This is a genomic window from Bacillus sp. PS237 (genome assembly GCF_037963345.1).
Lineage (GTDB): Bacteria > Bacillota > Bacilli > Bacillales > Bacillaceae > Bacillus > Bacillus subtilis.
The window spans coordinates 226,092-249,523 of the sequence record NZ_CP150156.1; the positions used below are offsets into that span (position 1 = coordinate 226,092).

Genomic DNA, 23,432 nt, shown 5'->3' on the forward strand with positions numbered 1-23,432 from the left:
ACTGATTCATGTGAAGGCAAGCAGGTCTGCTGTTTTCTCATTTATGAGTATTTTGTTAGGAGGAGGAAGAGGAGTGGCAAATAAAGAATTAAAGAGGGGCCTGGGCGCGCGCCATATTCAGATGATCGCCTTGGGCGGTACAATCGGTGTTGGCTTGTTTATGGGTTCTGCCAGCACGATTTCATGGACTGGCCCATCTGTCCTTCTGGCTTATGCAATATGCGGAATTTTTATCTTTTTTATTATGCGTGCGATGGGTGAAATGCTGTATGTCGAGCCGAGCACAGGTTCTTTTGCGACGTTCGGCCATCAATATATTCATCCGATGGCAGGTTATATAACAGCATGGAGCAACTGGTTCCAGTGGATTATCGTCGGCATGTCAGAAATTATCGCTGTCGGTTCTTATACGAAGTATTGGTTCCCGGATTTGCCTGCTTGGATACCTGGTATCGTGGCAATGGTGATTCTTGGTGCGGCGAATTTAATTTCTGTTAAGTCGTTTGGGGAATTTGAGTTTTGGTTTGCGATGATTAAAATCGTGACGATTATCTTGATGATTATTGCGGGAATCGGAATTATTTTCTTCGGTTTTGGCAATGGCGGAGATGCGATCGGTTTGTCGAACCTGTGGTCTCACGGGGGCTTCTTTGCAGGAGGTTTCTCAGGTTTCTTCTTTGCACTGTCTCTTGTCATTGCAGCCTATCAAGGAGTTGAGCTGATCGGGATTACAGCGGGTGAAGCGAAGGACCCGCAAAACACGCTAAGAAATGCGATTCAAAGTATTATCTGGCGTATTTTGATTTTCTACATTGGCGCTATTTTTGTGATCGTGACGGTGTATCCTTGGGATGAGCTCAACTCACTCGGAAGTCCGTTTGTGTCTACGTTCTCGAAAATTGGAATTACGGCAGCGGCCGGCATTATTAACTTTGTCGTGATTACTGCGGCAATGTCCGGCTGTAACAGCGGTATTTTCAGCGCGGGCCGCATGCTGTATACACTGGGTGTCAATGGACAAGCACCGAAATTCTTTAAGAAGATTTCACGCAATGGTGTGCCGCTGTATGGCACAATTGCGGTGCTGATCGGTTTGGCTGTCGGCGTTGTACTGAACTATATCGCGCCGCCGAAGATCTTTGTCTATGTATACAGCGCAAGCGTGCTCCCAGGGATGATTCCTTGGTTTATCATTTTGATCAGCCATATCGGATTCAGAAAAGCGAAGGGTGCTGCATTAGATAAACATCCATTCAAAATGCCGTTTGCTCCTTTTACAAACTATTTGACGATTGCTTTCTTGCTGATGGTTCTGGTTGGCATGTGGTTTAACGATGATACTCGTATCTCCCTGATTGTAGGCGTGATTTTCTTAGCGCTTGTGGTCATTAGTTATTATGTGTTTGGGATTGGCAAACGCACGCAGGCCAATTTGACAAAAAGCGAACAAGCAGCTGAATAACGATAAAAAAGAGACATTCACGGATGTCTCTTTTTTTATTTTTCGCGTATGGATTTTCCCTATTTTAGCAAGCTATAGGGTAAAGATAGCAGAAGGAAAGGTGTTCATAAAATGGATGTTACACTCGGTTATTTGCGCGAATCACTTTCGAATCATCTAGAAAATGAAGTCTGCCAGCGTATTTGCAAGAAGATGCTGGCGAAGCGTTATGCAAATGAAGAGGAATTTGTAAAAGACTTAGATGATAATGAAATGTCTTTTTTGAACCATGTATTAGAAAAAGAAATTAAGTATGCCCAGAATGAACAGGATCAAAAACGGGCCAAGGAATTAAACGAGGTGTATGAATTACTGCTTTGAGAAAGGCGGGTAAGAAATGGGAGCAATTGAACGAAGCGGATATACATTTCAGCCGGAGTTTAGCGTTGTCCGTCAAAACGGAGCCATCCATGTGTACCATCAAGGAGAATTTGTGGAAGAAATCGAATTTGAATTTAACGGGGAATATCCCGATCATGATTTGATTGAAGAGCTTGTGAATCATTATTGTTTTGAGCATGAGATTTAGAGCCCTGCCGTGCAGGGCTCTTTTATTTAGGATGTAATCAGGCCATACTTTTTCAGGATATCCACGGTGATGTTTTTGGCTTTTGTGCCGGAATCATCGACATTGGTGACAAAGACATAAGAGCCATGCTCTGTTTTGATGAATCCGACAAACCATCCTAATCCCATATCAGTCAGGCGGGTTCCGGTTTTCCCGTAGAGCGTGTAATGATCGCCTTCCTCTTGAATCATCATGCGCTTGACGATTTTCATCACCGGCTTGTCAAATGGAAGCTCCTCTTTAGCCAGTTTCTCCAAAAAAGTTTCTTGTTCCAGCGGAGATATTGTGAGCGAGCTTTGCAGCCAAAACTGGTCGATTCCCCCGCTGATATCCTCGTTGCCGTAAGATAGAGTATGAAGCCATGTTTTCATTCTTTCCTCGCCGATATCTCTCGCTAATGCCTGATAATACCAGATTGCGGATTCGCGCATGGCCGAGCCAAGCGTATGGTCGCGGTTCCATGATTCGAATTCACGCTTGACCCCGTCCCATCGTTTAACATCGTATTCATCTCTTACAGCTTTGACCTGCAAACCGATTAAAGCGTTCACGACTTTAAAGGTGGATTGCGGAGTTTGTCTTTGATTTGCCCGTTTTCTGTTATAGACAAATGTCTGATCCTTTTGTAAATCGTGAAGAATGAAGGTTCCATCCGTATCCTTGAATTCATCATCGACATTCATTTTGCTGACATTCAAGTGTTTTTCATGAGCAGATGATGCTGCGTGGACGGAGAAGCCGCCGATCCCTGCAATACTCAGCACAAGCACAACATATATCCATTTTTTCATTTTGTTCTCCCCTTCGTTTTGATTAACTACCTTTTCTCTCTTTCGTTTGTTCTTCCTTTAAAAAATAATCAAAAAGCGCTTAAATTTGGTTTTGCAAACAAATACTGTTACTGGGTTTATAGTCGGAAGATAACGTGAAAATAGAGGGTAAAAAGGAAGGCAGGGTAAGCGGATGAATGAGCAGATTCCACATGACAAAAGTCTCGATAACAGTCTGACACTGCTGAAGGAAGGGTATTTATTTATTAAAAACAGAACAGAGCGCTACAATTCAGATCTGTTTCAGGCCCGTTTGTTGGGAAAAAACTTTATTTGCATGACTGGCGCTGAGGCGGCGAAGGTGTTTTATGATACGGATCGATTCCAGCGGCAGAACGCTTTGCCTAAGCGGGTGCAGAAATCGCTGTTTGGTGTTAATGCGATTCAGGGAATGGATGGCAGCGCGCATATCCATCGGAAGATGCTTTTTCTGTCATTGATGACACCGCCGCATCAAAAACGTTTGGCTGAGTTGATGACAGAGGAGTGGAAAGCAGCAGTCACAAGATGGGAGAAGGCAGATGAGGTTGTGTTATTTGAAGAAGCAAAAGAAATCCTGTGCCGGGTAGCGTGCTATTGGGCAGGTGTTCCGTTGAAGGAAACGGAAGTCAAAGAGAGAGCGGATGACTTCATTGACATGGTCGACGCGTTCGGTGCTGTGGGACCGCGGCATTGGAAAGGAAGAAGAGCAAGGCCGCGTGCGGAAGAGTGGATTGAAGTCATGATTGAAGATGCTCGTGCCGGCTTGCTGAAAACGACTTCCGGAACAGCGCTGCATGAAATGGCTTTTCACACACAAGAAGATGGAAGCCAGCTGGATTCCCGCATGGCAGCCATTGAGCTGATTAATGTACTGCGGCCTATTGTCGCCATTTCTTACTTTCTGGTGTTTTCAGCTTTGGCGCTTCATGAGCATCCGAAGTATAAGGAATGGCTGCGGTCTGGAAACAGCCGGGAAAGAGAAATGTTTGTGCAGGAGGTCCGCAGATATTATCCGTTCGGCCCGTTTTTAGGGGCGCTTGTCAAAAAAGATTTTGTATGGAATAACTGTGAGTTTAAGAAGGGCACATCGGTGCTGCTTGATTTATATGGAACGAACCACGACCCTCGTCTATGGGATCATCCCGATGAATTCCGGCCGGAACGATTTGCGGAGCGGGAAGAAAATCTGTTTGATATGATTCCTCAAGGCGGGGGGCACGCCGAGAAAGGCCACCGCTGTCCAGGGGAAGGCATTACAATTGAAGTCATGAAAGCGAGCCTGGATTTCCTCGTCCATCAGATTGAATACGATGTTCCGGAACAATCACTGCATTACAGTCTCGCCAGAATGCCATCATTGCCTGAAAGCGGCTTCGTAATGAGCGGAATCAGACGAAAAAGTTAAATTAAAAAGCTCTCTTCCTTTATCGAAGAGAGCTTTTTGATTACTTCTTTTTTTCATCGTAGTATTGGACGGGATACATGGAGCCTTCTGATACCATTTTGTTGTCCTCGATATCTTGCGGGTCCGGGTGGCCGGCTTTATCAACTGGGAACGTTTCCATGTCTGGCTGTTTTGTTATTTTCATCTTCATGCTGTGAATGAATTCTCTTGCCTTTTGGCGATTTGACGGGTCTTTTAATAGATAAGAAGTGATGCCGACAGTTGAAACAGCGAGACCTGAAAGTAACAGCTTTTGTTTCATGGTGATACTCCTTTCTATTTTAAGAATAGTGTTTCCTGTATCATTCCCGTTTTGGAAATTGCTAAACCTGTTGTGTTTTTATCATTGGAATTAACAGTAAATTCCATTTAAGAAGAAACTAGTGACTTCATTCCTGTATTGGAAGGTAATATACATTGACTTATTATAGATTTCAGTCAAAATTCGATAAATATTGACAAAGTAAAGTAATCAGAATAATAATATAATTAGCAAGAGAATGTCATCATACATGAAAGGTGTTTACGATATGAATCAATTGCATCGAAGAATGGGAACGTTTTCCCTCATGATGGTCGGGCTCGGGTCGATGATCGGTTCAGGCTGGCTGTTCGGGGCTTGGCGTGCGGCTCAAATAGCAGGACCAGCTGCTATTATTTCATGGGTTATTGGAATGGTCGTCATTTTATTTATTGCTCTTTCTTATAGTGAACTAGGTTCTATGTTCCCTGAAGCGGGGGGAATGGTCAAATACACGCAATATTCACACGGTTCGTTTATCGGTTTTATTGCGGGCTGGGCCAACTGGATTGCGATTGTGTCCGTCATTCCGGTTGAAGCGGTGGCCTCCGTTCAATATATGAGTTCTTGGCCTTGGGAATGGGCGAAATGGACAAGCGGTTTGGTGAAGAATGGAACGCTGACTGGGGAAGGACTAGCGTTTGCCTCTGTATTGCTTCTCATTTATTTTCTGCTGAACTACTGGACAGTCAATCTATTTTCGAAAGCGAATTCATTAATTACGATTTTTAAAATTATTATTCCGGGTCTTACGATTGGAGCTTTGCTGTTTGTCGGATTCCACGGAGAAAACTTTACTGGCGGTCAAAGCATTGCGCCGAATGGCTGGGCAAGTGTGCTGACGGCGGTTGCCACTTCCGGTATCGTTTTTGCGTTTAATGGTTTCCAAAGCCCGATTAATATGGCGGGTGAAGCAAAAAATCCGGGGAAATCAATCCCGATTGCGGTTGTTGGCTCTCTTTTTGTTGCGACAGTGATTTATGTCCTGCTGCAGATCGCCTTCATTGGAGCTGTGAATCCTTCTGATATTGCTCACGGCTGGAGCCATCTGAATTTTAATTCTCCTTTTGCTGATCTGGCGATTGCGCTGAATATTAACTGGCTTGTTATTGTGTTATATGCAGATGCATTTGTATCACCGTCTGGAACGGGGATTACGTATACGGCGACAACGTCCCGAATGATTTACGGAATGGAAAAAAACAAATACATGCCGAGTATATTCGGGAAGCTTCATCCGATTTACGGCGTTCCGCGACAAGCAATGTTCTTTAACTTGATTGTTTCGTTCATCTTTTTGTTCCTGTTCAGAGGATGGGGCGTATTAGCGGAAATTATTTCTGTTGCTACGTTAATTTCTTATATCACCGGCCCGATCACAGTGATGACATTGAGACGGACGGGGAAAGACCTGTACAGGCCTCTTCGTTTAAAAGGCTTAAATGTGATTGCTCCGCTTGGATTTATCTTTGCGTCACTGGTGCTGTATTGGGCGCGCTGGCCGTTAACAGGACAGGTTCTGTTTATTATCCTGATCGGTCTTCCGATTTATTTCTATTATCAGGCGAAGGCGAAATGGAAAGGGTTTGGCCGGAACTTTAAAGCCGGCGTCTGGATGGTGTTTTATCTGCTGGCCATGATGGTTATTTCTTATTTGGGCAGTGATAAATTCGGCGGCCTGAATGTCATTCATTATGGCTGGGATATGGTTCTGATTGCGATGGTATCCCTTGTATTCTATGTGTGGGCGCTGAAGAGCGGCTACCAGACAGAATACTTAAAGGATGCGAAAGAGATAAATTCTCAGCTGCTTAATGGACAGTCAGAAGCTGCTGCCGGAAAAGAATAAAATATAGAAGAAAACCTTGCGATAGTTGTCGCAAGGTTTTTTGCTTTTAATAACCCTTTTTTACTTTGTGGAAAAGATCAGGATAGTTGGTGAACACTCCTGTTACGCCCCAATCAAGCAGGCGATGCATATCAGCTTCATTATTGACTGTGTAAGGATGAAGCAGGAGGCCGTGGCTGCGGATCATACGGACGTTTTCTTGATTTAAAGCTTTATAATCCGGGCCCGCACCGACAGCGTATGTTTTGATTTCTTCCAGGGCAGCATCTGTCATTGACGCCATTTGTTTGGCTTCCAGCAATTGAACGGTCGGCAGGTTTGGCTGTAATTGATGGACTTTTACCAGGCTTTCTTTGCTGAACGATTGAATGATCACCTGGCCTGGCTTAGAATGCTTTCCCAGTAATTTATGTTTCTGCAAAGAAGCGATCAGTTTTTCTTCCATACCTGGGTAGGTGTCAGGCGATTTTGTTTCAATGTAGTAGTTCGCGTGCTTTCCGAAACGGTCTAATACCTCTTCTAATGTAGGAACTTTAAGGCCGACGTACTGCGGCTTTGCTTTTTCCGGATAGGCTTCATTAAACCAAGAACCGGCGTCAAGCTTCTTAATGTCTGCGAGCGTATGGTCTTTCACCCAACCCATTCCGTTTGTGGTGCGGTCCAGTTTTTCGTCATGCATGACAATCAATTTTCCGTCTTTTGTCATTTGCAGATCCAATTCAATAAAATCAGCTTTCATTTTCTGAGCGGTTTCGTAAGACAGAATCGTGTGCTCAGGCACATATCCAGAAGCCCCTCTGTGCGCGACGGTCAGGATACGGTCAGGTGACAGCAGGTTTCCTTTTGACGCTGCCGACACTGGCGTTACCATAAATGAGAGTAAGCCCAGCGACAGAACAAACAAGGCCAGTATTCTATTTTTTCTCATGATTTCTCCTCCTTATAGATAAGCACTACCTGTCTTTCATAATAAAAAACGGATGTAAACGGCGTGTTGGAAAACTATTAATCTTTTATGTGTCTTTCTTAAACATGCTCTGCCCGTTTTCCTGTATTCCACGTCAAAGCCAAGAAGACGATGGCAAGAATGCAGGATGAGATCAGCATGATAAAGCCGCCGTTCCAGTTAAAACGGTCCACGACAAAGCCCATAATGGCGTTTGCGAAGGCGGATCCGCCGATGTATCCGAAAAATCCGGTCAAACCGGCTGCAGTTCCGGCTGCTTTTTTCGGTGCTAGGTCAATTGCTTGAAGGCCGATCAGCATAACAGGTCCGTAGATTAAGAAGCCAATGCTGATCAGGGCGATATTGTCCACGAGCGGATTGCCGGCCGGATTCAGCCAGTACACCAATACGGCAATGAAAACACCCGCCATAAACAAAACGCCTGCCGGTGCCCGGCGGCTTTTGAAGAATCGGTCACTGATCCAGCCGCACAAGATCGTTCCCGGTATGCCTGCGTATTCGTAAAGAAAATACGACCAGCGTGAGTCTTCAGGAGAAAAGCCTTTGGCTTCTGTTAAGTAAGTAGGCGCCCAGTCAACCACGCCGTATCGCACGAAATAAACAAATACATTGGCAAAAGCGATGTACCAAAGAAATTTGTTGTTCAGCACATATTGAAAAAGAATTTCTTTTGTTGTTAATTCTTTTTCCTGATTTTTAAAAGCGTGTTTTGGATAGTCATTCCGATACTCTTCAATTGGCGGGAGTCCGCAGGATTGAGGCGTATCACGAACCAATAAAACAATTAAAAATGAAATGATAATGGCGATGATGGCAGGGAAGAAAAACACGCTTTTCCAAGTGACGAACATCGCGATCCCAAGAGTGACAAGCGGAGCAAGAATACCGCCGCCTATGTTATGGGCGACATTCCAGATCGACATTTTTGTGCCGCGTTCACTTATGGAGAACCAATGGGCCATCGTCCTGCCGCATGGCGGCCAGCCCATTCCTTGAAACCATCCGTTGATAAACATAAAAATAAACATGATGGTGACGCTCGAAGTCACCCAAGGCATTGAAACGAATAGAATATTAACGATTGCTGATAAAAATAGGCCTGTCGCCAGAAAATATCTCGGATTACAGCGGTCAGACACCATTCCCATGATGAATTTGCTGAAGCCGTACGCAATGGACACAGCGGCCAGCACCAAACCCAGTTCTGTTTTCGAAAATCCCTGTTCCTGCAGATAAGGAATGGCAAAGGCAAAGTTTTTCCGCAGCAGGTAGTAGCCTGCGTAGCCAATGAAAATACCAATGAATACTTGCAGTCTGAGCCGTTTGTATGCCGCATCCATCTTTGAATCATCCAGTCTCTCAATATGAGGAGCCGGTTTAAATATATTAAGCATTAATAATTATCCCCCTTTGCTGTTTGTGCTGGATGTGTGGCGTGCCTCCTTTCCCGAAAAACAAAAAGAGCCAGAAAACACCCCTTGTCAAAAGGGGTTGGATTCCTGGCTCTCCTCATCTCCATCCAAGCTATTAACTTATCATGATAGCGCTTTCTTAAATTATCATAGTCCGGAGCGAATGTAAACGGGTAATTTTCAAATTGGGCCTTAGGGAAGTGAATATTATCCTTTTACTAAATGCAATTATATTTTTTTACTAGTAACATAAAAATCTGGAGGGAGGCTGTTTAAAGATGGATGAATTAGATATCGCATTCTTTATTTTACCGTTAGGAATTATGCTGCTATCGATTGTCGGGACCTGTATTTGTAAAAACCCGTATCTGATGCCAATGCTTAGTTTGGTGATTTCTCTTGTGCTCACCTTTACCATTTTTAATCAATCATTTTTGGGATGGGCTGTTGTCTATAGCTTGGTTTCTCTGGCTTTATCCTATATCACATTGATTGTGGTAAGGAAAAGGAAGGAATCAGGAAATTAAAAAGACCTCACTTTCTAACATATCGTTGACTAAAGCAACTATATGTGATTATAATTGCTTTAGTCAACGATATTAGAAAGTGGGAATTGATTTGAAAACAAGAGAATCATCTGTCGGGTTAAAATTCAGAAAGTTCAATCGATTTTATACAAACGTCCTTGGTTTCCTTAATGAGCACATTTACGACAGCCCGTTTTCCTTAACAGAAACACGGATTTTATTTGAGATTTATAATACGCCTAATTGTACGGCAAAAGCTCTTCAGGATAAGCTGGGGCTTGACCGGGGATATGTCAGCAGGATTGTGAAGCAGTTTGAAAAAGAAGATTTGATTTATAAACAGAGGAGCAAAGATGACGCCCGCCACCATTACATTTTTGTCACAGAAACAGGAAAAACGATTTATAAAAAGCTGGAGGAGAAAGCCAACGAACAAGTAGAACTGATGCTGAAGGTAATCAACCAAAAGGAGCAGCACAAGCTTGCCGAGGCGATGGCAGAGATTGAAGCGATCCTTTCACAGTCGCTTTCTGCCAGAGCATCAGAGATATCGATTAGAGATTATTTTCTTTCGGAGGATCTTCAACTCCTTATTGAGAAACAAAGACAATTTTACGCGGAGGCTCACGGTTGGGATGACACGTTTTTAGCTTATCTTCAGGAGACATTTGACGCTGACATCGAAAAAATATGGATTGCGGAAAGCGGCGGGAAATTTGCCGGCTCTGTCGGGTTGGTCAAGCACGATGAAAAGACAGTCCAGCTCAGATGGTTTCTGGTTGATGCGGATTTTCGGGGCAGGGGGCTTGGCACGCAATTGCTGGAGCATCTGGTTGCATACTGCCAAGACATGAAGTTTGACCGCATTTTCCTTTGGACGGTGAGCACGATGGCTGAGGCTCGTCCGCTCTATAAAAAATTTGGATTCAGGATAAGTGAAGTAAAACAAGAAGCGCCATTATGGGGACAGCAGCTGACAGAAGAACGGTGGGATTTGGAGCTGTCATGAAAAGACTGCATTATGCGTGGATCATCGTCTCCGTCACCTTTTTGATCTTATTGGCGGTTCAGGGGGTGCGGCTGTCGTTTGGTGCGTTTGTGGAGCCGTGGGAACGGCAGTTTTCAATCGATAGAAGCACCATCTCGCTGATTTCGACGGTGAGTTTTATTGTTTATGGCATATCACAGCCTGTGATCGGTCGGCTTGTGGACAAATGGGGTGCCCGGGCTGTTTTGGCATGGAGTGCGTTACTGACAGGAGTCAGCATTTTCTTAACATACCTTGTGACTTCGCCTTGGCAGCTGTTTTTGCTTTACGGGCTGGGTGTCTCGCTTGGAGTGGGCGGAGCATCGAATGTGGCGGCAAGTGTATTGGTCGTCAATTGGTTCAGCAAAAAGCGGGGACTAGCCTTTGGGATCATGGAAGCAGGCTTTGGCGCGGGGCAAATGCTTCTCGTTCCCGGCTCACTCATGTTGATCCATTGGTTTAGCTGGAAGCTGACGGTTGTGGTGTTGGGACTGCTGTTAATCGTGATTGTCTTTCCGGCTGCGCTGCTGATGCTGCGGAACAATCCTTCAGAAAAGAATACAGAGCCGATAGGCGGACTGGCTGCATCAGAAAAAGAAACAGCACCCAAAACAACAGCTCTTTCAGTGGCCGGGATGTTTCGTATGAGGCAATTCTGGTTCTTGATTTTTCCGTTTTTGATCTGTGGATTTACGACCGTGGGGCTGATGGATACCCATTTGATTCCGTTTTCTCATGATCATGGCTTTTCAACGACAGTCACGAGTGCTGCTGTCAGTCTGCTAGCAGGCTTTAATATTGCTGGGATCTTGCTGTCCGGAATTGTAGCGGACCGGTGGAGCAGCCGGAAAATCCTGTGCATTTTATATGCGGTGCGGGCGCTGTCGATCGTGATTCTTATTTACAGCCACGAGCCCTACTTGCTTTTAGCCTTTGCGATTCTGTTTGGATTAGTGGACTTTGCAACGGTAGCACCGACTCAAATGCTCGCCACCCAGTACTTTCAAAACTACTCGATCGGCCTCATGATTGGCTGGCTGTCACTCGCCCATCAGATCGGATCGGCACTAGGTGCGTATGTGCCCGGCGTCATCTACACGGTAACGGGTGAGTATACACTGGCTTTTTATTTGTCGATTGGAATGCTCGTGCTTGCGAGCGTAATGAATGTGATGCTGAGGGAGCCAGCTGCGGTTACGCGTGACAGTGCGGCTGTGGTAGACAAGTGATGAGGACAAAGGGAAAGCATCTCTGATTTCGAGATTATTCAGAGATGCTTTTTTTGTATTTTTGTTCTAATACGAAGTCGATCATACCGACTATGCGGGCGTTTTCGGATTTTTGTTTGAAGCGTTCAGAAATTTGAACTTTTCTTGAAAATGGGGAAACAATAAAAACCCAAAAAAGGCCGATCAAGGCAAAAAACATTTGTACAGCTAATTCTATTAATTCATTAAAACGAGTGCTGAAAAAATAGAAGTATAACGTTATTAATGTCACAGTACATACGATTTTGGCAAGTGTGTTTGAATGTAAGCAATGGTTCACTAAAGAATACCTTTAATTGATTCAGCATGATTGAATCATATTTGTTTAGGAAAATAAGAAGTTCTTTATCATCTTTTTTATGTTCTAAAATAAAGTTGCTGTTTCTGTTTCTTTATATGTATGGTGGTCTACATTCAATATATACATCTCTTAAAGTATAAAAATTGAGTATTTCTTAGTAAGGATGAAACAAAATTACATGATTTTTTTGTTATATCTTTCAGTTAGAATAAAATCTATAACTCCTCTCATTCGCAAATATTCGGCTCTCTGTGCAAAGTGCAGAACAGTATGTAATTGTCCTTTTCTAGATATATTTAAAAGCTTTATCAAATCAATAAGGATTTTCAAGAAAATAATTAATAATAGAAAGATAAAAATGTGTGGTATGTCAATGTAATTGATTTGTCCTGAAAATAAAGAAGTTGCATAGACAACAATAATACTTCCGCAAAACATCAAACTCATATAATGTGGAAGGGAAAATGGACGAGTTGAAAAATATGCTTTTAATTGGCTTAGCATAGCATTATCTCTTGTATCTAAGTAGCCCAAAAGCTCTTTATCATTTTTACTAATTGTAAGAACATGATTCAATACAGCACTAAAATTCATTGAATCTTCATTATCAGAGGCAGTATGTTTATTAGCCTGTATGTTTTGTTGATCCATTTTATATTTTTTATAAAGTATTGTATTAATTAACTTGTTTTTCTCATAGAATTCAGATCGTTGATTAAGGGATGCTTTTCCTTTGTTTTTATTTCCTTTTTTTATGATTTTAGTATAAGTCATAAAAATACAAATGACTGTAAAAATAGAAAACACTGCAGGTGAAATATCTGAAAGAATAGTATTGGTGAAGACTTCTTTTGCTTGGATGAAAAGGAAAGAAGCTAAAGTCATAGATATAAACATGCATAAAACTGCTACTTTCACAAGAAACTGAAGCGGAAGAGAAGGTTCCGAATAATAGTGCTTCAACTGGTTGAGTGTCAGAGAATCTTGGCGAAAAAGATAATCTATTATCTCCTGCTGATTTTGCATCTGATTGATATCATGAGCGATGTTTTTTGTTTTTTCAAAAACTATTTGATCATTTTTCATTTTTGATAAACCTCCAAAAGACGATAGATAAACTAAAAAAACTGCATGAGCATATTTTAACTTATGTTCATGCAGTTTTGTATTAAAGTTAGCTAGTATAATAAGCAAAAATGGCCAGTAACATAGCAGATAATGCGGTAGCGACTTTGACTCCTTTATTGTTCGTTAAATCACTGCCCATATTCCCAATTAGTAAAAGTGCAGCAACACCTACAACAGGGAATAAATATTGATCATAAGACGGCCAATCTAACGCTAATTCACTCTCGGGAGACGTAACTGGTACTCCCTTGTACGTCTTTATTTTAAACGTAATCGTAGTCGTTAGTCCAGTTGTGACATTGTCACCGACTGGAATATCAGGTGTATAGATTTTAATTTGAATGTTTAAAGATTCAGCTGTTGGATTTACATAAACCTCCAAATAACCGTTGCGTACTGATAAGCTCAGACTATTTAAAAGGTTTTGATAAGAGTCGATTTGTGACGCAGTGAGAGACGTTTGAGTGTCGCCCAATAAACCCGTGATATAGGCACCTGGTTTACCATTTGTAATGGTAATTGTGTTTGGTGAACCTTCACTTGGTATGGTTGCCAGAAGTGAAGTTGATAGAATAATATCCAACTCAGGTGATGTGAAAATGGTTTCTGTCGTATCAAATTCAAACATCGCGTTTGCCAGACTTGTTAGATTTTCTAAAGCTGGAATGGTAGATAAAATGTCTGTCAGTGTACGCAGTCTTGCATCATATACCGGATCAGACGGCGGATTTACATTGCTTGCACCTGAGTCTCTTCCTGAATACCCGTCTTTATCAATCCCGATGCTTCCAGAGCCGCTTCCGATGGTTCCTTCATAAAATTGATCAAAGGCCCAGTTGTTTGGCATCGGATAGCCGAGATTGCCGCTAAATCCTGTTGACATATTTGCCACAAAACTATACTTTGTCAGTCCTGCTTCAGATGTACGGATACAAATGTTTCTTGGTCCGTAAACCCCTATTTCATACTTAGGTGCGGTTGAAAATGTCTGCATTTTTGTAAATGCTGACTTAATCTCTTGGAAATAAGGAATGATTTTATCGGTCACTTCATAATCGTATGCATCAAAATCGACAGCGAAATAAATGGTCGTGCCTGACGGAAAACCTAATCTTCTAGCAGCAGAAGCGGCACTATATGCATCTCTTGTGCCTTGGTCTTTGACAAAATAAGAAGATTCATAGCCGCCGTCTTGATAAATTGGGAAAACCTTCAATCCGGCATCAAGAATAACTGCAAGCTCTTTAGATGTCAGGGCTTTAGATGTGAGGCCGCTGCTTGTCCGCACATTTCCGGTCAAATATCTGCCAACCGTTTTATAACCGTTATTCCGCAGTGTTTGAGCTTTTTCTGCGGTTATAATTGTAGCAGTGTCACAAGCAGAAGCGGTGCGAGTTGTGTCTCCTGAGCTTGATAATAAAGCTTTAATGGTTGGCATATCTGCATAACCTGTTTGCGGCAGGCACATGAACTCTTGAAATGCTTTAACAGCTGAAACAACACCCACACCATATTTGCCGTCAAACTCACCAGGATCGAACGATTTTCCGTTACAATAGAGGGCGTACTGAACAATTAAGACAAATCCTGTTCTTGAATCGCCGGGAGTTAAAGTAGGGCACAAACTTGTGGTGCCGTTTCCGAAAAATCCATTGGCAACACTTGTGCTCATGCCTTCTTCTTTTTGCAGGGCATAAATAAGAGCTTTATTTGTATCGCGGCCATACAGTCCGTCACAAGGCATTAACCCGATATAGTCATTGTAGTCTCGATTTAAGTTTTGTTGAATCTGGCGAATTCTTGAATCACCCCCAGACACCAGCTTAAAAGCGCTCATGTCTAATAAGGCTTTCATAATTAACGTGGTGACAATCCCATCCTGTGTTGTCAGTCCGGCAGCTTTTTGAAATTCTTTTACCGCATTTTCTGTTTTTTCGTAAAAGACGCCTGTAAAACCGCCGGGATTAAAGCCTTTACACCATAAAGCCCCTTGTAAAATAAAATTCATGTTGCTTGGTTTTGAATCTGGAGCTTGGCGTTTAAGAGGCTTAAATAAGCGCTGTGTTGTCGGCCCGAAGTTATCGGCTGGCTCTGAGATACCCAATTCAATTTGAAGCGCCCGAGTCAGACCGTAGATCGTATCCCACCCAGTTTTCCCGCTTTCTTCAACTGGGTTATACCCATGTTTGCCGCTGTACGTATCGTTCAGCCATTGCTGTGTGATTAAGACCATTTCATCAACCATTTCGATTCCTCCTTTGTTAGATTGCGTTCATTTATAGGTGGCAAACGTAGGACAAAATAAAAAAATGGATGCCGTTAAGCATCCATTTTACATCCGTTCTCCAACAGCTTCGCTTTCGGTTTCAGCTCTGAAATGTAGAGGCCTAAAAGTGTAAGCGCGCCTCCTAGAAGAGCGATCCATGTCATGTTTTCGTGCAGAATCAGGACAGAAGCGGCGATCGTGATAACCGGGACCATGTAAATATACGCACTGGATTTGACGGCTCCGAGCACTCCAACTGAATAATTCCAAGTGGCGAAGCACAGGGCAGAAGCGCCAATCCCTAAGAAAAGCATGTTGAGTATATTTGAAGCAGATGAAAATCGGCTTAGGTCAAAATGGAAGTCGAACAAAAATAAAGCGGGAACCATAAACAATAAACCATACAAAAATACTCTCTGTGTCAGCTCGATGATGTGGTATTCGTAGGCGCTTAATTTTTTCATGAATATCGAGTATCCGCCAAACACGAGAGCAGCCCCGGCTGCCATGATGTCTCCGAGCGGATTTAGACGCAGTACCACATTGCCGTTAAACGTAATCAATAAAAGCCCGATCAGTGCCGAGATAAATCCAATCAAAAAAGTCAGACGCAATTTTTCGCCTTCGAGCAGAAAATGGGCCAAAACCGCAGTGATCATCGGTATAATGGACACGATCATGCCGACATTGGAGGCGTATGTATAGGTGAGAGCTATATTTTCTAATAGAAAGTATAAGGTTACGCCAAATAAACCAGCTCCGGCAAACAACAGCTCCTGCCGCCAATTTCTGAACGGAATCATGTTGGGACGGACGAGGATAAGAGCGATAAAGCCCATCAAAAACCGATAAAATAATATTTCCATTGGAGAGAAGTCAGCCAGCAGAACTTTTGTCGAAATAAAGGTCGTCCCCCAAATCAGAATGGTCACAATGGCTGCGATATGCCCCGAAGTTTCTCTTTGTATGTTCATCTGTGAAGCTCCTTTTCAAAAATCTTCATGTATTGCTTCGGCGTCAGCCCCACCTGCCGTTTAAAAAACTTCGTCATATGACTCTGATCGCTGAATCCTGTCTGAAATGCCGCATCAATCGGCCTTACCCCTTGTTCAAGGAGTTTTTTGGCTTGATTAATCCGGATTGTTTCCATGTAGCTATTAGGGGTAATGCCTTTTTGTTTTGTAAATGAACGCAATAAATGATACTTGCTCCAGCCTGTTAATTCACTCAAATCATTGAGTGTAACATTTTCGGCATAATGCTCTTCTAAAAATTCACAAACCATTTTGACTTCGTCTGATGGTTCTGGAACGCTGCTAAGGAACGTGACATCTGAATAATGGCGGATCAGCTCCTCTAATAGATGAAGAAACAGCTCCTCCTTACGCAAAGCTTGTTTTTCCTCGGATATCAAAATATGCAATTCCTGCAGGCTGGCTGTCAGCTCATGGCGGAATAACACATGCTGGGAGAAATAAGGGAGATGCCCGGAGCCAGTAATCTCTTTCACCGCCTTCTCCATGATATCCGGCATGACATTGATACACCGATAATCAAGCGTCCGGCCGTCAATCTGTTCACAGCTATGCGTGTCACGGGGGTTAAAGAGGAGAAGATCACCTGGATTGATGATATATTCTTGATCCTGACAGGCCAGATACCGTTGCCCTTTTTCAATAAATCCAATCACATAATAATCGTGAAAGTGGTTCGGGAACTTCTGCATAATTCCCTTGAAGCGGTAGGCTTCTATATGAAGGTGTGGGTCAAGCTGCAGTGTGCGGGTTTCGTTTTGCATGGGATGCCTCCTGTCGGTGTGGTGGTCTTGGATTAAGTGTAGCATGATTTTGGGGGATTTCTTGTATGATGTTGCTGTTTAGGAATAGAGAAAGCAGACCGTTATTTGTCTGCTTTCGTTTAAGAATTTAAAAGATTTTAACCCTCAATAATAATTTTATCTTTTTTAATAAAAATTTATTTTTCAAATATTTCAGTTATAATGGTTTGGAACAGATAGGAGGGGCAAAGATGTATCAATCAAAGAAGGTTTTATTGTTAGGTTCAGGTGAATTAGGTAAAGAGGTAGTGATTGAAGCCCAGCGTCTTGGGGTACAGACGGTGGCAGTTGACAGTTACGAGCATGCTCCGGCGATGCAGGTCGCGCATAACAGTTATGTCGTTGATATGCTGGACCCAGAGCAGATCAGAACCATCATTGAGAAAGAAAATCCGGATTTGATTGTGCCTGAGGTTGAGGCGATTGCGACGGATGAATTGCTGAAGCTTGAAGAGGAAGGATTTCACGTTATCCCGAATGCCCGTGCGGCCAAGCTGACGATGGATCGGGAAGGCATCAGACGACTTGCGGCGGAAACGCTTGGACTTGCGACAGCTGGCTATGAATTTGCGAATACATATGATGAATTTATACAAGCGGCAGCTCAGATCGGTTTTCCTTGTGTCGTTAAACCATTGATGAGTTCTTCTGGAAAAGGCCAAAGTGTGTGCCGCTCTGAAGCGGATTTAGAGAGCTGCTGGGAGACGGCGATGGAAGGCGGACGGGTGAAAAACGGCCGCGTGATCGTTGAGGAGTTTATCCCTTTCGAATCAGAAATCACACTCTTAACCGTACGTGCGGTTAACGGTACGGCATTTTGTGAGCCGATCGGTCATGTGCAAAAGGACGGGGATTATATCGAATCGTGGCAGCCGCATGATATGACAGAGCAGCAAATAGAAGAAGCGAAGCATATTGCGAAAACGATCACGGATGAGCTTGGCGGATACGGCCTGTTTGGTGTTGAGCTGTTCCTTGCGAAAGATAGGGTATATTTCAGTGAGGTATCTCCTCGTCCGCATGATACGGGTCTTGTCACGCTGGTGACGCAAAATTTGTCAGAATTTGCGCTGCATGTCCGGGCGATTCTCGGCTTTCCGATTACAGAAATCACACAGCTTTCTCCTGGCGCCAGCAGGCCCCTCAAAGCGCCGGAAGAATTAGCGGATTACACTGTTGAAGGATTGGAAAACGCACTGGCAGTCCCAAAGACTCAAGTGCGCGTCTTTGGAAAGCCGATAACAAAAGCCGGACGTCGTATGGCAGTTGCGCTTTCTGCTGCTGATTCAGTTGAAACGGCAAGAGAGAATGCAAAGAAAGCGTTGGACCAGCTAATTTTAAAATAGAGTTTGAACAGGTCTTGTCATGGGACAAGGCCTGTTTTTTTCTTTCTCCGTAAAAGTTTTATCATAAGAATCAGAAACCTGATTATAATGTAAAAGTCTTCCATCGATACGGGTGGTTGACACTAAAGGAGGGAGATGACAAAATGAAATTAGTTCCAAGATTCAGAAAACAATGGTTCGCTTACTTAACGGTTTTGTGTTTGGCTTTGGCAGCAGCGGTTTCTTTTGGCGTACCGGCAAAAGCGGCAGAGAACCCGCAAACTTCTGTATCGAATACCGGTAAAGAAGCTGATGCTACGAAAAACCAAACGTCAAAAGCAGATCAGGTTTCCGCCCCTTATGAGGGAACCGGAAAAACAAGTAAATCGTTATACGGCGGCCAAACGGAACTGGAAAAAAACATTCAAACCTTACAGCCTTCGAGCATTATCGGAACTGATGAACGCACCAGAATCTCCAGCACGACATCTTTTCCATATAGAGCAACCGTTCAACTGTCAATCAAGTATCCCAACACTTCAAGCACTTATGGATGTACCGGATTTTTAGTCAATCCAAATACAGTCGTCACGGCTGGACATTGTGTGTACAGCCAGGATCATGGATGGGCTTCGACGATAACCGCCGCGCCGGGCCGCAATGGTTCGTCATATCCGTACGGTACTTATTCAGGCACGATGTTTTACTCCGTCAAAGGATGGACGGAAAGCAAAGACACCAACTATGATTACGGAGCTATTAAATTAAACGGTTCTCCTGGAAACACGGTTGGCTGGTACGGCTACCGGACTACAAACAGCAGCAGTCCCGTGGGCCTTTCCTCGTCAGTGACAGGATTCCCATGTGACAAAACCTTTGGCACGATGTGGTCTGATACAAAGCCGATTCGCTCCGCTGAAACGTATAAGCTGACCTATACAACCGATACGTACGGCTGCCAAAGCGGCTCGCCTGTTTATCGAAACTACAGTGATACAGGGCAGACAGCTATTGCCATTCACACGAACGGAGGATCGTCATATAACTTGGGAACAAGGGTGACGAACGATGTATTCAACAATATTCAATATTGGGCAAATCAATAAATACAGCAAACTAGCCATATTCATGTCTATTTTGTTTTTATGCGGGTGCAGTTCGCAGACGCATTCTTCTCAAAAAGAAACGACTATTCCTGTCACTCTTCATGTGGAGGATGCTAAGGGGCTGCCGGTCGAAGGGGTTCAAGTGACGATTGTCAAAGCGCCCTCTTCAGATGAGGAGCCGAGTACAGAGATTGGCGAGATACTCGGTAAAACAGACAAAAACGGAGATATCAAATGGGATACCGGCAGAAAAGGCGATTACTCAGTCGCGTTGACGAAGGGTGAAACATCAGTAACCCATCACATCTCGTTAACAGAGGATAAAAAAGATCATGCCATTCCATTAGTCTTCAAAGAATAGCAGTTTCCTTGATTTTAAGGGAACTGCCTTTTTTATTTATTGCAGGAAACCAAACTATATACTGGAAATTTATTATGTGAGATAATAAGAAATAGGTATTTTTTCTTACGAGACAAAAGGGGCGTTATCCTTTATATCAATCAAACCCGGAGGAAAAAGAAGAAGATGATACAAGATTCAATGCAGTTTGCCGCGGTTGAAAGTGGTCTGCGCTTTTACCAGGCATATGATCAAAGCCTTTCTTTGTGGCCGATTGAGTCGGAAGCATTCTATGTTTCTACTCGTTTTGGAAAAACACATATCATTGCAAGTGGGCCAAAGGACGCACCTTCGCTCATTTTGCTTCACGGAGGCCTTTTCAGCTCTGCGATGTGGTATCCGAATATCGCAGCGTGGAGCAGTCAATTTCGTACATATGCGGTCGATATAATAGGAGACAAAAATAAAAGTATACCATCAGCAGCCATGGAAACGAGAGCTGATTTTGCAGAATGGATGAAAGATGTCTTTGATTCTCTTGGACTTGAGACGGCACATCTGGCCGGCCTTTCGCTTGGCGGGTCCCATATCGTGAATTTCTTACTCCGCGCGCCTGAAAGAGTAGAGCGGGCGGTTGTTATCAGTCCCGCTGAAGCGTTTATTTCATTTCATCCGGATGTCTATAAATACGCTGCAGAGCTTACAGGGGCAAGAGGAGCTGAATCATATATCAAGTGGATCACAGGCGACAGTTATGATCTGCATCCTTTACTGCAAAGACAAATTGTGGCGGGCGTGGAATGGCAGGATGAGCAAAGGAGCCTGAAGCCGACAGAAAACGGCTTTCCGTACGTGTTCACAGACCAGGAATTGAAATCAATACAAGTCCCGGTACTTCTGATGTTCGGTGAGCACGAGGCTATGTACCATCAGCAAATGGCCTTTGAGCGGGCTTCGGTATTGGTGCCGGGAATTCAGGCTGAAATCGTAAAGAACGCCGGACATCTGTTATCTCTGGAGCAGCCAGAGTACGTCAATCAACGCGTCTTGTCCTTTTTATGCGGGGGGATAAAATAGTAAGGAACATGAAAAGATTGGCATTCATTTTTCAAAAGGTAACAAATGTTGTATAATAATAGAATTTGAATGCTGCTTTTTTTGGGAGCATTCTATGTTATCATGCTTATTGGAGAAAAATTTTTCCTGTAACGCTATTCGATCACTATCGTCAAATAATATAGATGGTTTTACAATTGGAGGTTTGGTTACACTGTGAATTACATCCCCTGTATGATTACGATAGGAAACTTCATTTGCGGATTGCTGGCGATTCATTCCTTGCTATATCACAACATTCATTCAGCAGTGCTTTTTATTTTTACAGGCATGTTCCTTGATTTCTTTGACGGGATGGCTGCTCGTAAGCTGAATGCCGTTTCTGATATGGGGAGAGAACTGGATTCGTTTGCCGATCTGGTTACGTTTGGGGTGGCTCCTTCTATGCTTGCTTACAGTGTCGCGTTGTATACCCTGCCATTTATCGGGATCTTATGCGCATTGACGTACAGCATTTGCGGAATGCTTCGCCTCTCTAAATTTAACATTGAACAAAGCAAGCTCCCGACGTTTATCGGTATGCCGATTCCGTTTGCGGGCATGTGTCTCGTTATTCTAAGCTTCACCTATAACCCGATCCTTCTGGCAATCGGCACTTGCGGACTCTCATATTTGATGGTGAGTAAAATAAAATTCCCTCATTTTAAAAAACATGCGGCAGAAAACCTGGAGTCTGGGAGATGGAATTAGTTCAGCAGCTCATAGCGGATTACGGTTATCTCGCTATTTTTTTGATGCTGGTATTAGGAATTGTAGGATTGCCGATTCCAGATGAAGTGATGATGACCGTTGTTGGCTATTTCACGCATACCGATGTATTGAATTATGAGCTTTCGATATTGATTAGTTTTGTCGGGGCTTTGTTAGGTATGCTGATCAGCTACATGATTGGCAGAAAAGCCGGACGCCCGTTTATCGACAAGTACGGCAAGTGGGTCGGCTTAAAAGAAAAAAGAATGATGAAAGTGGAAAAATGGATGAAGAAATACGGTCCATATTCTCTTATTTTAGGTTATTTTATTCCCGGCGTCAGACATGTGACGTGCTACTTTTCGGGGATCGGCAAAATGGATCTGAAAACGTATGTTGCGTTTGCTGCAATCGGCGCCTTTTTATGGTGCTTTGTTTTTATTACAATCGGAAGGGTTATAGGGATTATTCATGTTTAATACGGCTGTAAAGATTCTGTATCGATCATTGATAGAGCTGACGAATCATCGTCTGTCATCCTATCTGATTAAAGGATTTTGCGAGTCGAAAATCAGCAAACCGGTCATTCCGCTTTTCTCAAAACATTTTCGGCTGAATTGGGATGATGTGGACGGTACGGCTGCTGATTACGGATCGCTGTCCGAATTGTTCATTCGACAAATAAATCTGGAGCGGCGCCCTGTGTCAAAAGAGGCGCATGCGGTGGTCAGCCCTGTTGACGGTGTGGTTCAGACGGTAGGAATCATCAACCCGAATCAAACCTTTACGGTGAAGGGAAAAGATTACTCATTCGCTGAGCTGACCGGCTGTAAAAGCGCAGACCATCAATACAACGGCGGATATTTCGTCGTGCTGTATTTAAGCCCGAGGCATTATCACCGTTTCCATTCTCCGATCAGCTGCAGGTATCAAAAGCTGGCCGAGCTCGGAAATCGCTCATACCCGGTAAATCAACTAGGCTTAAAATACGGGAAAGATGTGCTGTCGAAAAATTATCGGTTTGTGTACGAGCTGAATAGCGGCAGCCGAAATGTCCTGATGATTCCTGTCGGCGCGATGAATATTAATTCTATCGTGCAGACGAATACCCGTACTGAATTGGAGATCGGCGAGGAGCTGGGATACTTTTCATTTGGCTCAACCGTCATTTTGGTTTTTGAAAAAGACGCGTTCCAGCCGTCCGCCCATTTAGCAGAAGGCCAAGAAGTCCAAGTCGGAGAACTGATAGGTTACGAAGAATAAAAAGAGGAGCTTGCATAAACGCAGCGCCTCTTTTTTTGAAGAAAGGTGAGATTCATGGAGAAACAAATCATCAGCTGGATTACAGATTATCAGAACACCGGAGATGAAGCCGTCCTGCGGCAAGTGCGAGAAGTGTGCTGGCCGATCGTTGAAGCGGTTTTGCAAGAGAAAGTAATGGATGATGAACAAGCGAACAATTTGCGCGAAAAAGGAATCGAGCGGTTTCCATTCATCATCAGCAAATACCAAGCGGATGTGCAGCTTCCGGTTGAGACATTTTTACAAAATACGTATCGGTTTTACTTTCATCAGGTGATGAGAGAATCCAGCTAAAGCTTCTTTCAACAGAGAAGCTTTTTTTTGTTGGCAGGAAAAGGAAACTTT

General features: G+C 43.4%; 24 protein-coding genes. 16 read left to right on the forward strand and 8 right to left on the reverse strand.

Going from position 1 to position 23,432, the window contains the following annotated elements; genetic code table 11:
* Positions 1–73: 73 nt before the first annotated feature.
* The 3 genes from NST22_RS01275 to NST22_RS01285 all read left to right on the forward strand — a co-directional run bounded on the left by NST22_RS01275 (position 74) and on the right by NST22_RS01285 (position 2,030).
* Positions 74–1,462, forward strand: a complete 1,389-nt coding sequence (locus NST22_RS01275) for an amino acid permease (RefSeq protein WP_003246273.1) — start codon at positions 74–76, stop codon at positions 1,460–1,462.
* A 111-nt stretch (positions 1,463–1,573) separates the two neighbouring features.
* Positions 1,574–1,822 (forward strand): sigma-G-dependent sporulation-specific acid-soluble spore protein CsgA, encoded by a 249-nt coding sequence (gene csgA, locus NST22_RS01280; RefSeq protein WP_003234887.1) that lies wholly within the window; start codon positions 1,574–1,576, stop codon positions 1,820–1,822.
* Positions 1,823–1,838: 16 nt separating this feature from the next.
* Positions 1,839–2,030 (forward strand): DUF5370 family protein, encoded by a 192-nt coding sequence (locus tag NST22_RS01285; protein WP_003234886.1) that lies wholly within the window; start codon positions 1,839–1,841, stop codon positions 2,028–2,030.
* Positions 2,031–2,056: 26 nt separating this feature from the next.
* On the opposite strand, the gene blaOXA is transcribed toward NST22_RS01285, so the two are convergent.
* Positions 2,057–2,860: a class D beta-lactamase gene (gene blaOXA / locus NST22_RS01290; RefSeq protein ID WP_003246349.1), complete on the reverse strand. Its 804-nt coding sequence runs from the start codon at positions 2,858–2,860 to the stop codon at positions 2,057–2,059.
* Between the two features lie 172 nt (positions 2,861–3,032).
* Between blaOXA and cypC the strand changes: the two genes are divergently transcribed.
* Positions 3,033–4,286 carry a fatty-acid peroxygenase gene (gene cypC / locus NST22_RS01295; RefSeq protein ID WP_003246284.1) on the forward strand — a complete coding sequence of 418 codons (1,254 nt, stop codon included), beginning with the start codon at positions 3,033–3,035 and terminating at the stop codon, positions 4,284–4,286.
* Positions 4,287–4,326: 40 nt separating this feature from the next.
* Here the strand turns inward: cypC and NST22_RS01300 are convergent, their stop codons facing one another.
* Entirely contained in the window at positions 4,327–4,587 is a 261-nt protein-coding gene (locus NST22_RS01300) for a hypothetical protein (RefSeq protein ID WP_003234883.1), read from the reverse strand.
* A 268-nt stretch (positions 4,588–4,855) separates the two neighbouring features.
* On the opposite strand from NST22_RS01300, the gene NST22_RS01305 reads away from it, so the two are divergent.
* Positions 4,856–6,475 (forward strand): APC family permease, encoded by a 1,620-nt coding sequence (locus NST22_RS01305; protein WP_003246447.1) that lies wholly within the window; start codon positions 4,856–4,858, stop codon positions 6,473–6,475.
* A gap of 46 nt (positions 6,476–6,521) precedes the next feature.
* Here NST22_RS01305 and NST22_RS01310 read toward each other — a convergent pair whose 3' ends face one another.
* Together NST22_RS01310 and glpT are read right to left on the reverse strand one after the other, a co-directional pair.
* Positions 6,522–7,403, reverse strand: a complete 882-nt coding sequence (locus NST22_RS01310; RefSeq protein ID WP_003246382.1) for a glycerophosphodiester phosphodiesterase — start codon at positions 7,401–7,403, stop codon at positions 6,522–6,524.
* 98 nt (positions 7,404–7,501) lie between these two features.
* Complete coding sequence (glpT, locus tag NST22_RS01315) at positions 7,502–8,836, reverse strand: glycerol-3-phosphate transporter (protein WP_003246460.1); 1,335 nt, start codon at positions 8,834–8,836, stop codon at positions 7,502–7,504.
* A gap of 296 nt (positions 8,837–9,132) precedes the next feature.
* Here glpT and NST22_RS01320 point away from each other — a divergent pair, with 296 nt between their 5' ends.
* The 3 genes from NST22_RS01320 (at position 9,133) to NST22_RS01330 (ending at position 11,637) form a co-directional block, all read left to right on the forward strand.
* Positions 9,133–9,381 (forward strand): YbeF family protein, encoded by a 249-nt coding sequence (locus NST22_RS01320; RefSeq protein ID WP_003234879.1) that lies wholly within the window; start codon positions 9,133–9,135, stop codon positions 9,379–9,381.
* Between the two features lie 91 nt (positions 9,382–9,472).
* Positions 9,473–10,390, forward strand: coding sequence for a helix-turn-helix domain-containing GNAT family N-acetyltransferase (locus NST22_RS01325; protein WP_003246419.1), 918 nt, complete (start codon positions 9,473–9,475; stop codon positions 10,388–10,390).
* Positions 10,387–11,637 (forward strand): MFS transporter, encoded by a 1,251-nt coding sequence (locus tag NST22_RS01330; RefSeq protein ID WP_003246425.1) that lies wholly within the window; start codon positions 10,387–10,389, stop codon positions 11,635–11,637. The genes NST22_RS01325 and NST22_RS01330 overlap by 4 nt, the downstream gene beginning before the upstream one ends.
* A 514-nt stretch (positions 11,638–12,151) precedes the next feature.
* On the opposite strand, the gene NST22_RS01335 is transcribed toward NST22_RS01330, so the two are convergent.
* From NST22_RS01335 to NST22_RS01350, 4 genes are all read right to left on the reverse strand, one after another.
* A complete protein-coding gene (locus tag NST22_RS01335; protein ID WP_003246251.1) occupies positions 12,152–13,063 on the reverse strand; it encodes a hypothetical protein in 912 nt (303 codons plus the stop codon).
* 88 nt (positions 13,064–13,151) lie between these two features.
* The gene (locus tag NST22_RS01340; RefSeq protein ID WP_003246323.1) at positions 13,152–15,350 is read right to left on the reverse strand and encodes a glycoside hydrolase domain-containing protein; all 2,199 of its coding nucleotides are present in this window, start codon (positions 15,348–15,350) and stop codon (positions 13,152–13,154) included.
* 74 nt (positions 15,351–15,424) lie between these two features.
* A complete protein-coding gene (locus NST22_RS01345; RefSeq protein WP_003234873.1) occupies positions 15,425–16,345 on the reverse strand; it encodes a DMT family transporter in 921 nt (306 codons plus the stop codon).
* Positions 16,342–17,169 carry an AraC family transcriptional regulator gene (locus NST22_RS01350; RefSeq protein WP_003246321.1) on the reverse strand — a complete coding sequence of 276 codons (828 nt, stop codon included), beginning with the start codon at positions 17,167–17,169 and terminating at the stop codon, positions 16,342–16,344. Before NST22_RS01350 ends, NST22_RS01345 begins: the two co-directional genes overlap by 4 nt.
* A 215-nt stretch (positions 17,170–17,384) precedes the next feature.
* Between NST22_RS01350 and purT the strand changes: the two genes are divergently transcribed.
* From purT to NST22_RS01390, 8 genes are all read left to right on the forward strand, one after another.
* Positions 17,385–18,554: a phosphoribosylglycinamide formyltransferase 2 gene (gene purT, locus NST22_RS01355; protein WP_256683523.1), complete on the forward strand. Its 1,170-nt coding sequence runs from the start codon at positions 17,385–17,387 to the stop codon at positions 18,552–18,554.
* Positions 18,555–18,697: 143 nt separating this feature from the next.
* Positions 18,698–19,639, forward strand: a complete 942-nt coding sequence (gene mpr / locus NST22_RS01360) for an extracellular metalloprotease Mpr (RefSeq protein WP_003246370.1) — start codon at positions 18,698–18,700, stop codon at positions 19,637–19,639.
* Complete coding sequence (locus NST22_RS01365) at positions 19,602–20,000, forward strand: YbfJ family protein (protein ID WP_003246434.1); 399 nt, start codon at positions 19,602–19,604, stop codon at positions 19,998–20,000. The genes mpr and NST22_RS01365 overlap by 38 nt, the downstream gene beginning before the upstream one ends.
* Positions 20,001–20,165: 165 nt before the next feature.
* The gene (gene cesB, locus NST22_RS01370) at positions 20,166–21,056 is read left to right on the forward strand and encodes an enantioselective carboxylesterase CesB (RefSeq protein WP_003246261.1); all 891 of its coding nucleotides are present in this window, start codon (positions 20,166–20,168) and stop codon (positions 21,054–21,056) included.
* A gap of 195 nt (positions 21,057–21,251) precedes the next feature.
* Complete coding sequence (gene pssA, locus NST22_RS01375; protein WP_009966430.1) at positions 21,252–21,785, forward strand: CDP-diacylglycerol--serine O-phosphatidyltransferase; 534 nt, start codon at positions 21,252–21,254, stop codon at positions 21,783–21,785.
* Positions 21,776–22,264 (forward strand): DedA family protein, encoded by a 489-nt coding sequence (locus tag NST22_RS01380; RefSeq protein WP_003234861.1) that lies wholly within the window; start codon positions 21,776–21,778, stop codon positions 22,262–22,264. Before pssA ends, NST22_RS01380 begins: the two co-directional genes overlap by 10 nt.
* The gene (locus tag NST22_RS01385; protein ID WP_003246344.1) at positions 22,257–23,048 is read left to right on the forward strand and encodes a phosphatidylserine decarboxylase; all 792 of its coding nucleotides are present in this window, start codon (positions 22,257–22,259) and stop codon (positions 23,046–23,048) included. Before NST22_RS01380 ends, NST22_RS01385 begins: the two co-directional genes overlap by 8 nt.
* A gap of 54 nt (positions 23,049–23,102) precedes the next feature.
* Complete coding sequence (locus NST22_RS01390) at positions 23,103–23,381, forward strand: hypothetical protein (protein ID WP_003246354.1); 279 nt, start codon at positions 23,103–23,105, stop codon at positions 23,379–23,381.
* Positions 23,382–23,432 lie beyond the last annotated feature (51 nt).

Coding starts and splice junctions, on each gene's coding strand:
- csgA (WP_003234887.1), top strand. CDS start 1,574: ATGGATGTTACACTCGGTTATTTGCGCGAATCACTTTCGAATCATCTA.
- NST22_RS01285 (WP_003234886.1), top strand. CDS start 1,839: ATGGGAGCAATTGAACGAAGCGGATATACATTTCAGCCGGAGTTTAGC.
- blaOXA (WP_003246349.1), bottom strand. CDS start 2,860: ATGAAAAAATGGATATATGTTGTGCTTGTGCTGAGTATTGCAGGGATC.
- cypC (WP_003246284.1), top strand. CDS start 3,033: ATGAATGAGCAGATTCCACATGACAAAAGTCTCGATAACAGTCTGACA.
- NST22_RS01300 (WP_003234883.1), bottom strand. CDS start 4,587: ATGAAACAAAAGCTGTTACTTTCAGGTCTCGCTGTTTCAACTGTCGGC.
- NST22_RS01305 (WP_003246447.1), top strand. CDS start 4,856: ATGAATCAATTGCATCGAAGAATGGGAACGTTTTCCCTCATGATGGTC.
- NST22_RS01310 (WP_003246382.1), bottom strand. CDS start 7,403: ATGAGAAAAAATAGAATACTGGCCTTGTTTGTTCTGTCGCTGGGCTTA.
- glpT (WP_003246460.1), bottom strand. CDS start 8,836: ATGCTTAATATATTTAAACCGGCTCCTCATATTGAGAGACTGGATGAT.
- NST22_RS01320 (WP_003234879.1), top strand. CDS start 9,133: ATGGATGAATTAGATATCGCATTCTTTATTTTACCGTTAGGAATTATG.
- NST22_RS01330 (WP_003246425.1), top strand. CDS start 10,387: ATGAAAAGACTGCATTATGCGTGGATCATCGTCTCCGTCACCTTTTTG.
- NST22_RS01335 (WP_003246251.1), bottom strand. CDS start 13,063: ATGAAAAATGATCAAATAGTTTTTGAAAAAACAAAAAACATCGCTCAT.
- NST22_RS01340 (WP_003246323.1), bottom strand. CDS start 15,350: ATGGTTGATGAAATGGTCTTAATCACACAGCAATGGCTGAACGATACG.
- NST22_RS01345 (WP_003234873.1), bottom strand. CDS start 16,345: ATGAACATACAAAGAGAAACTTCGGGGCATATCGCAGCCATTGTGACC.
- NST22_RS01350 (WP_003246321.1), bottom strand. CDS start 17,169: ATGCAAAACGAAACCCGCACACTGCAGCTTGACCCACACCTTCATATA.
- mpr (WP_003246370.1), top strand. CDS start 18,698: ATGAAATTAGTTCCAAGATTCAGAAAACAATGGTTCGCTTACTTAACG.
- NST22_RS01365 (WP_003246434.1), top strand. CDS start 19,602: ATGTATTCAACAATATTCAATATTGGGCAAATCAATAAATACAGCAAA.
- cesB (WP_003246261.1), top strand. CDS start 20,166: ATGATACAAGATTCAATGCAGTTTGCCGCGGTTGAAAGTGGTCTGCGC.
- NST22_RS01380 (WP_003234861.1), top strand. CDS start 21,776: ATGGAATTAGTTCAGCAGCTCATAGCGGATTACGGTTATCTCGCTATT.
- NST22_RS01385 (WP_003246344.1), top strand. CDS start 22,257: ATGTTTAATACGGCTGTAAAGATTCTGTATCGATCATTGATAGAGCTG.
- NST22_RS01390 (WP_003246354.1), top strand. CDS start 23,103: ATGGAGAAACAAATCATCAGCTGGATTACAGATTATCAGAACACCGGA.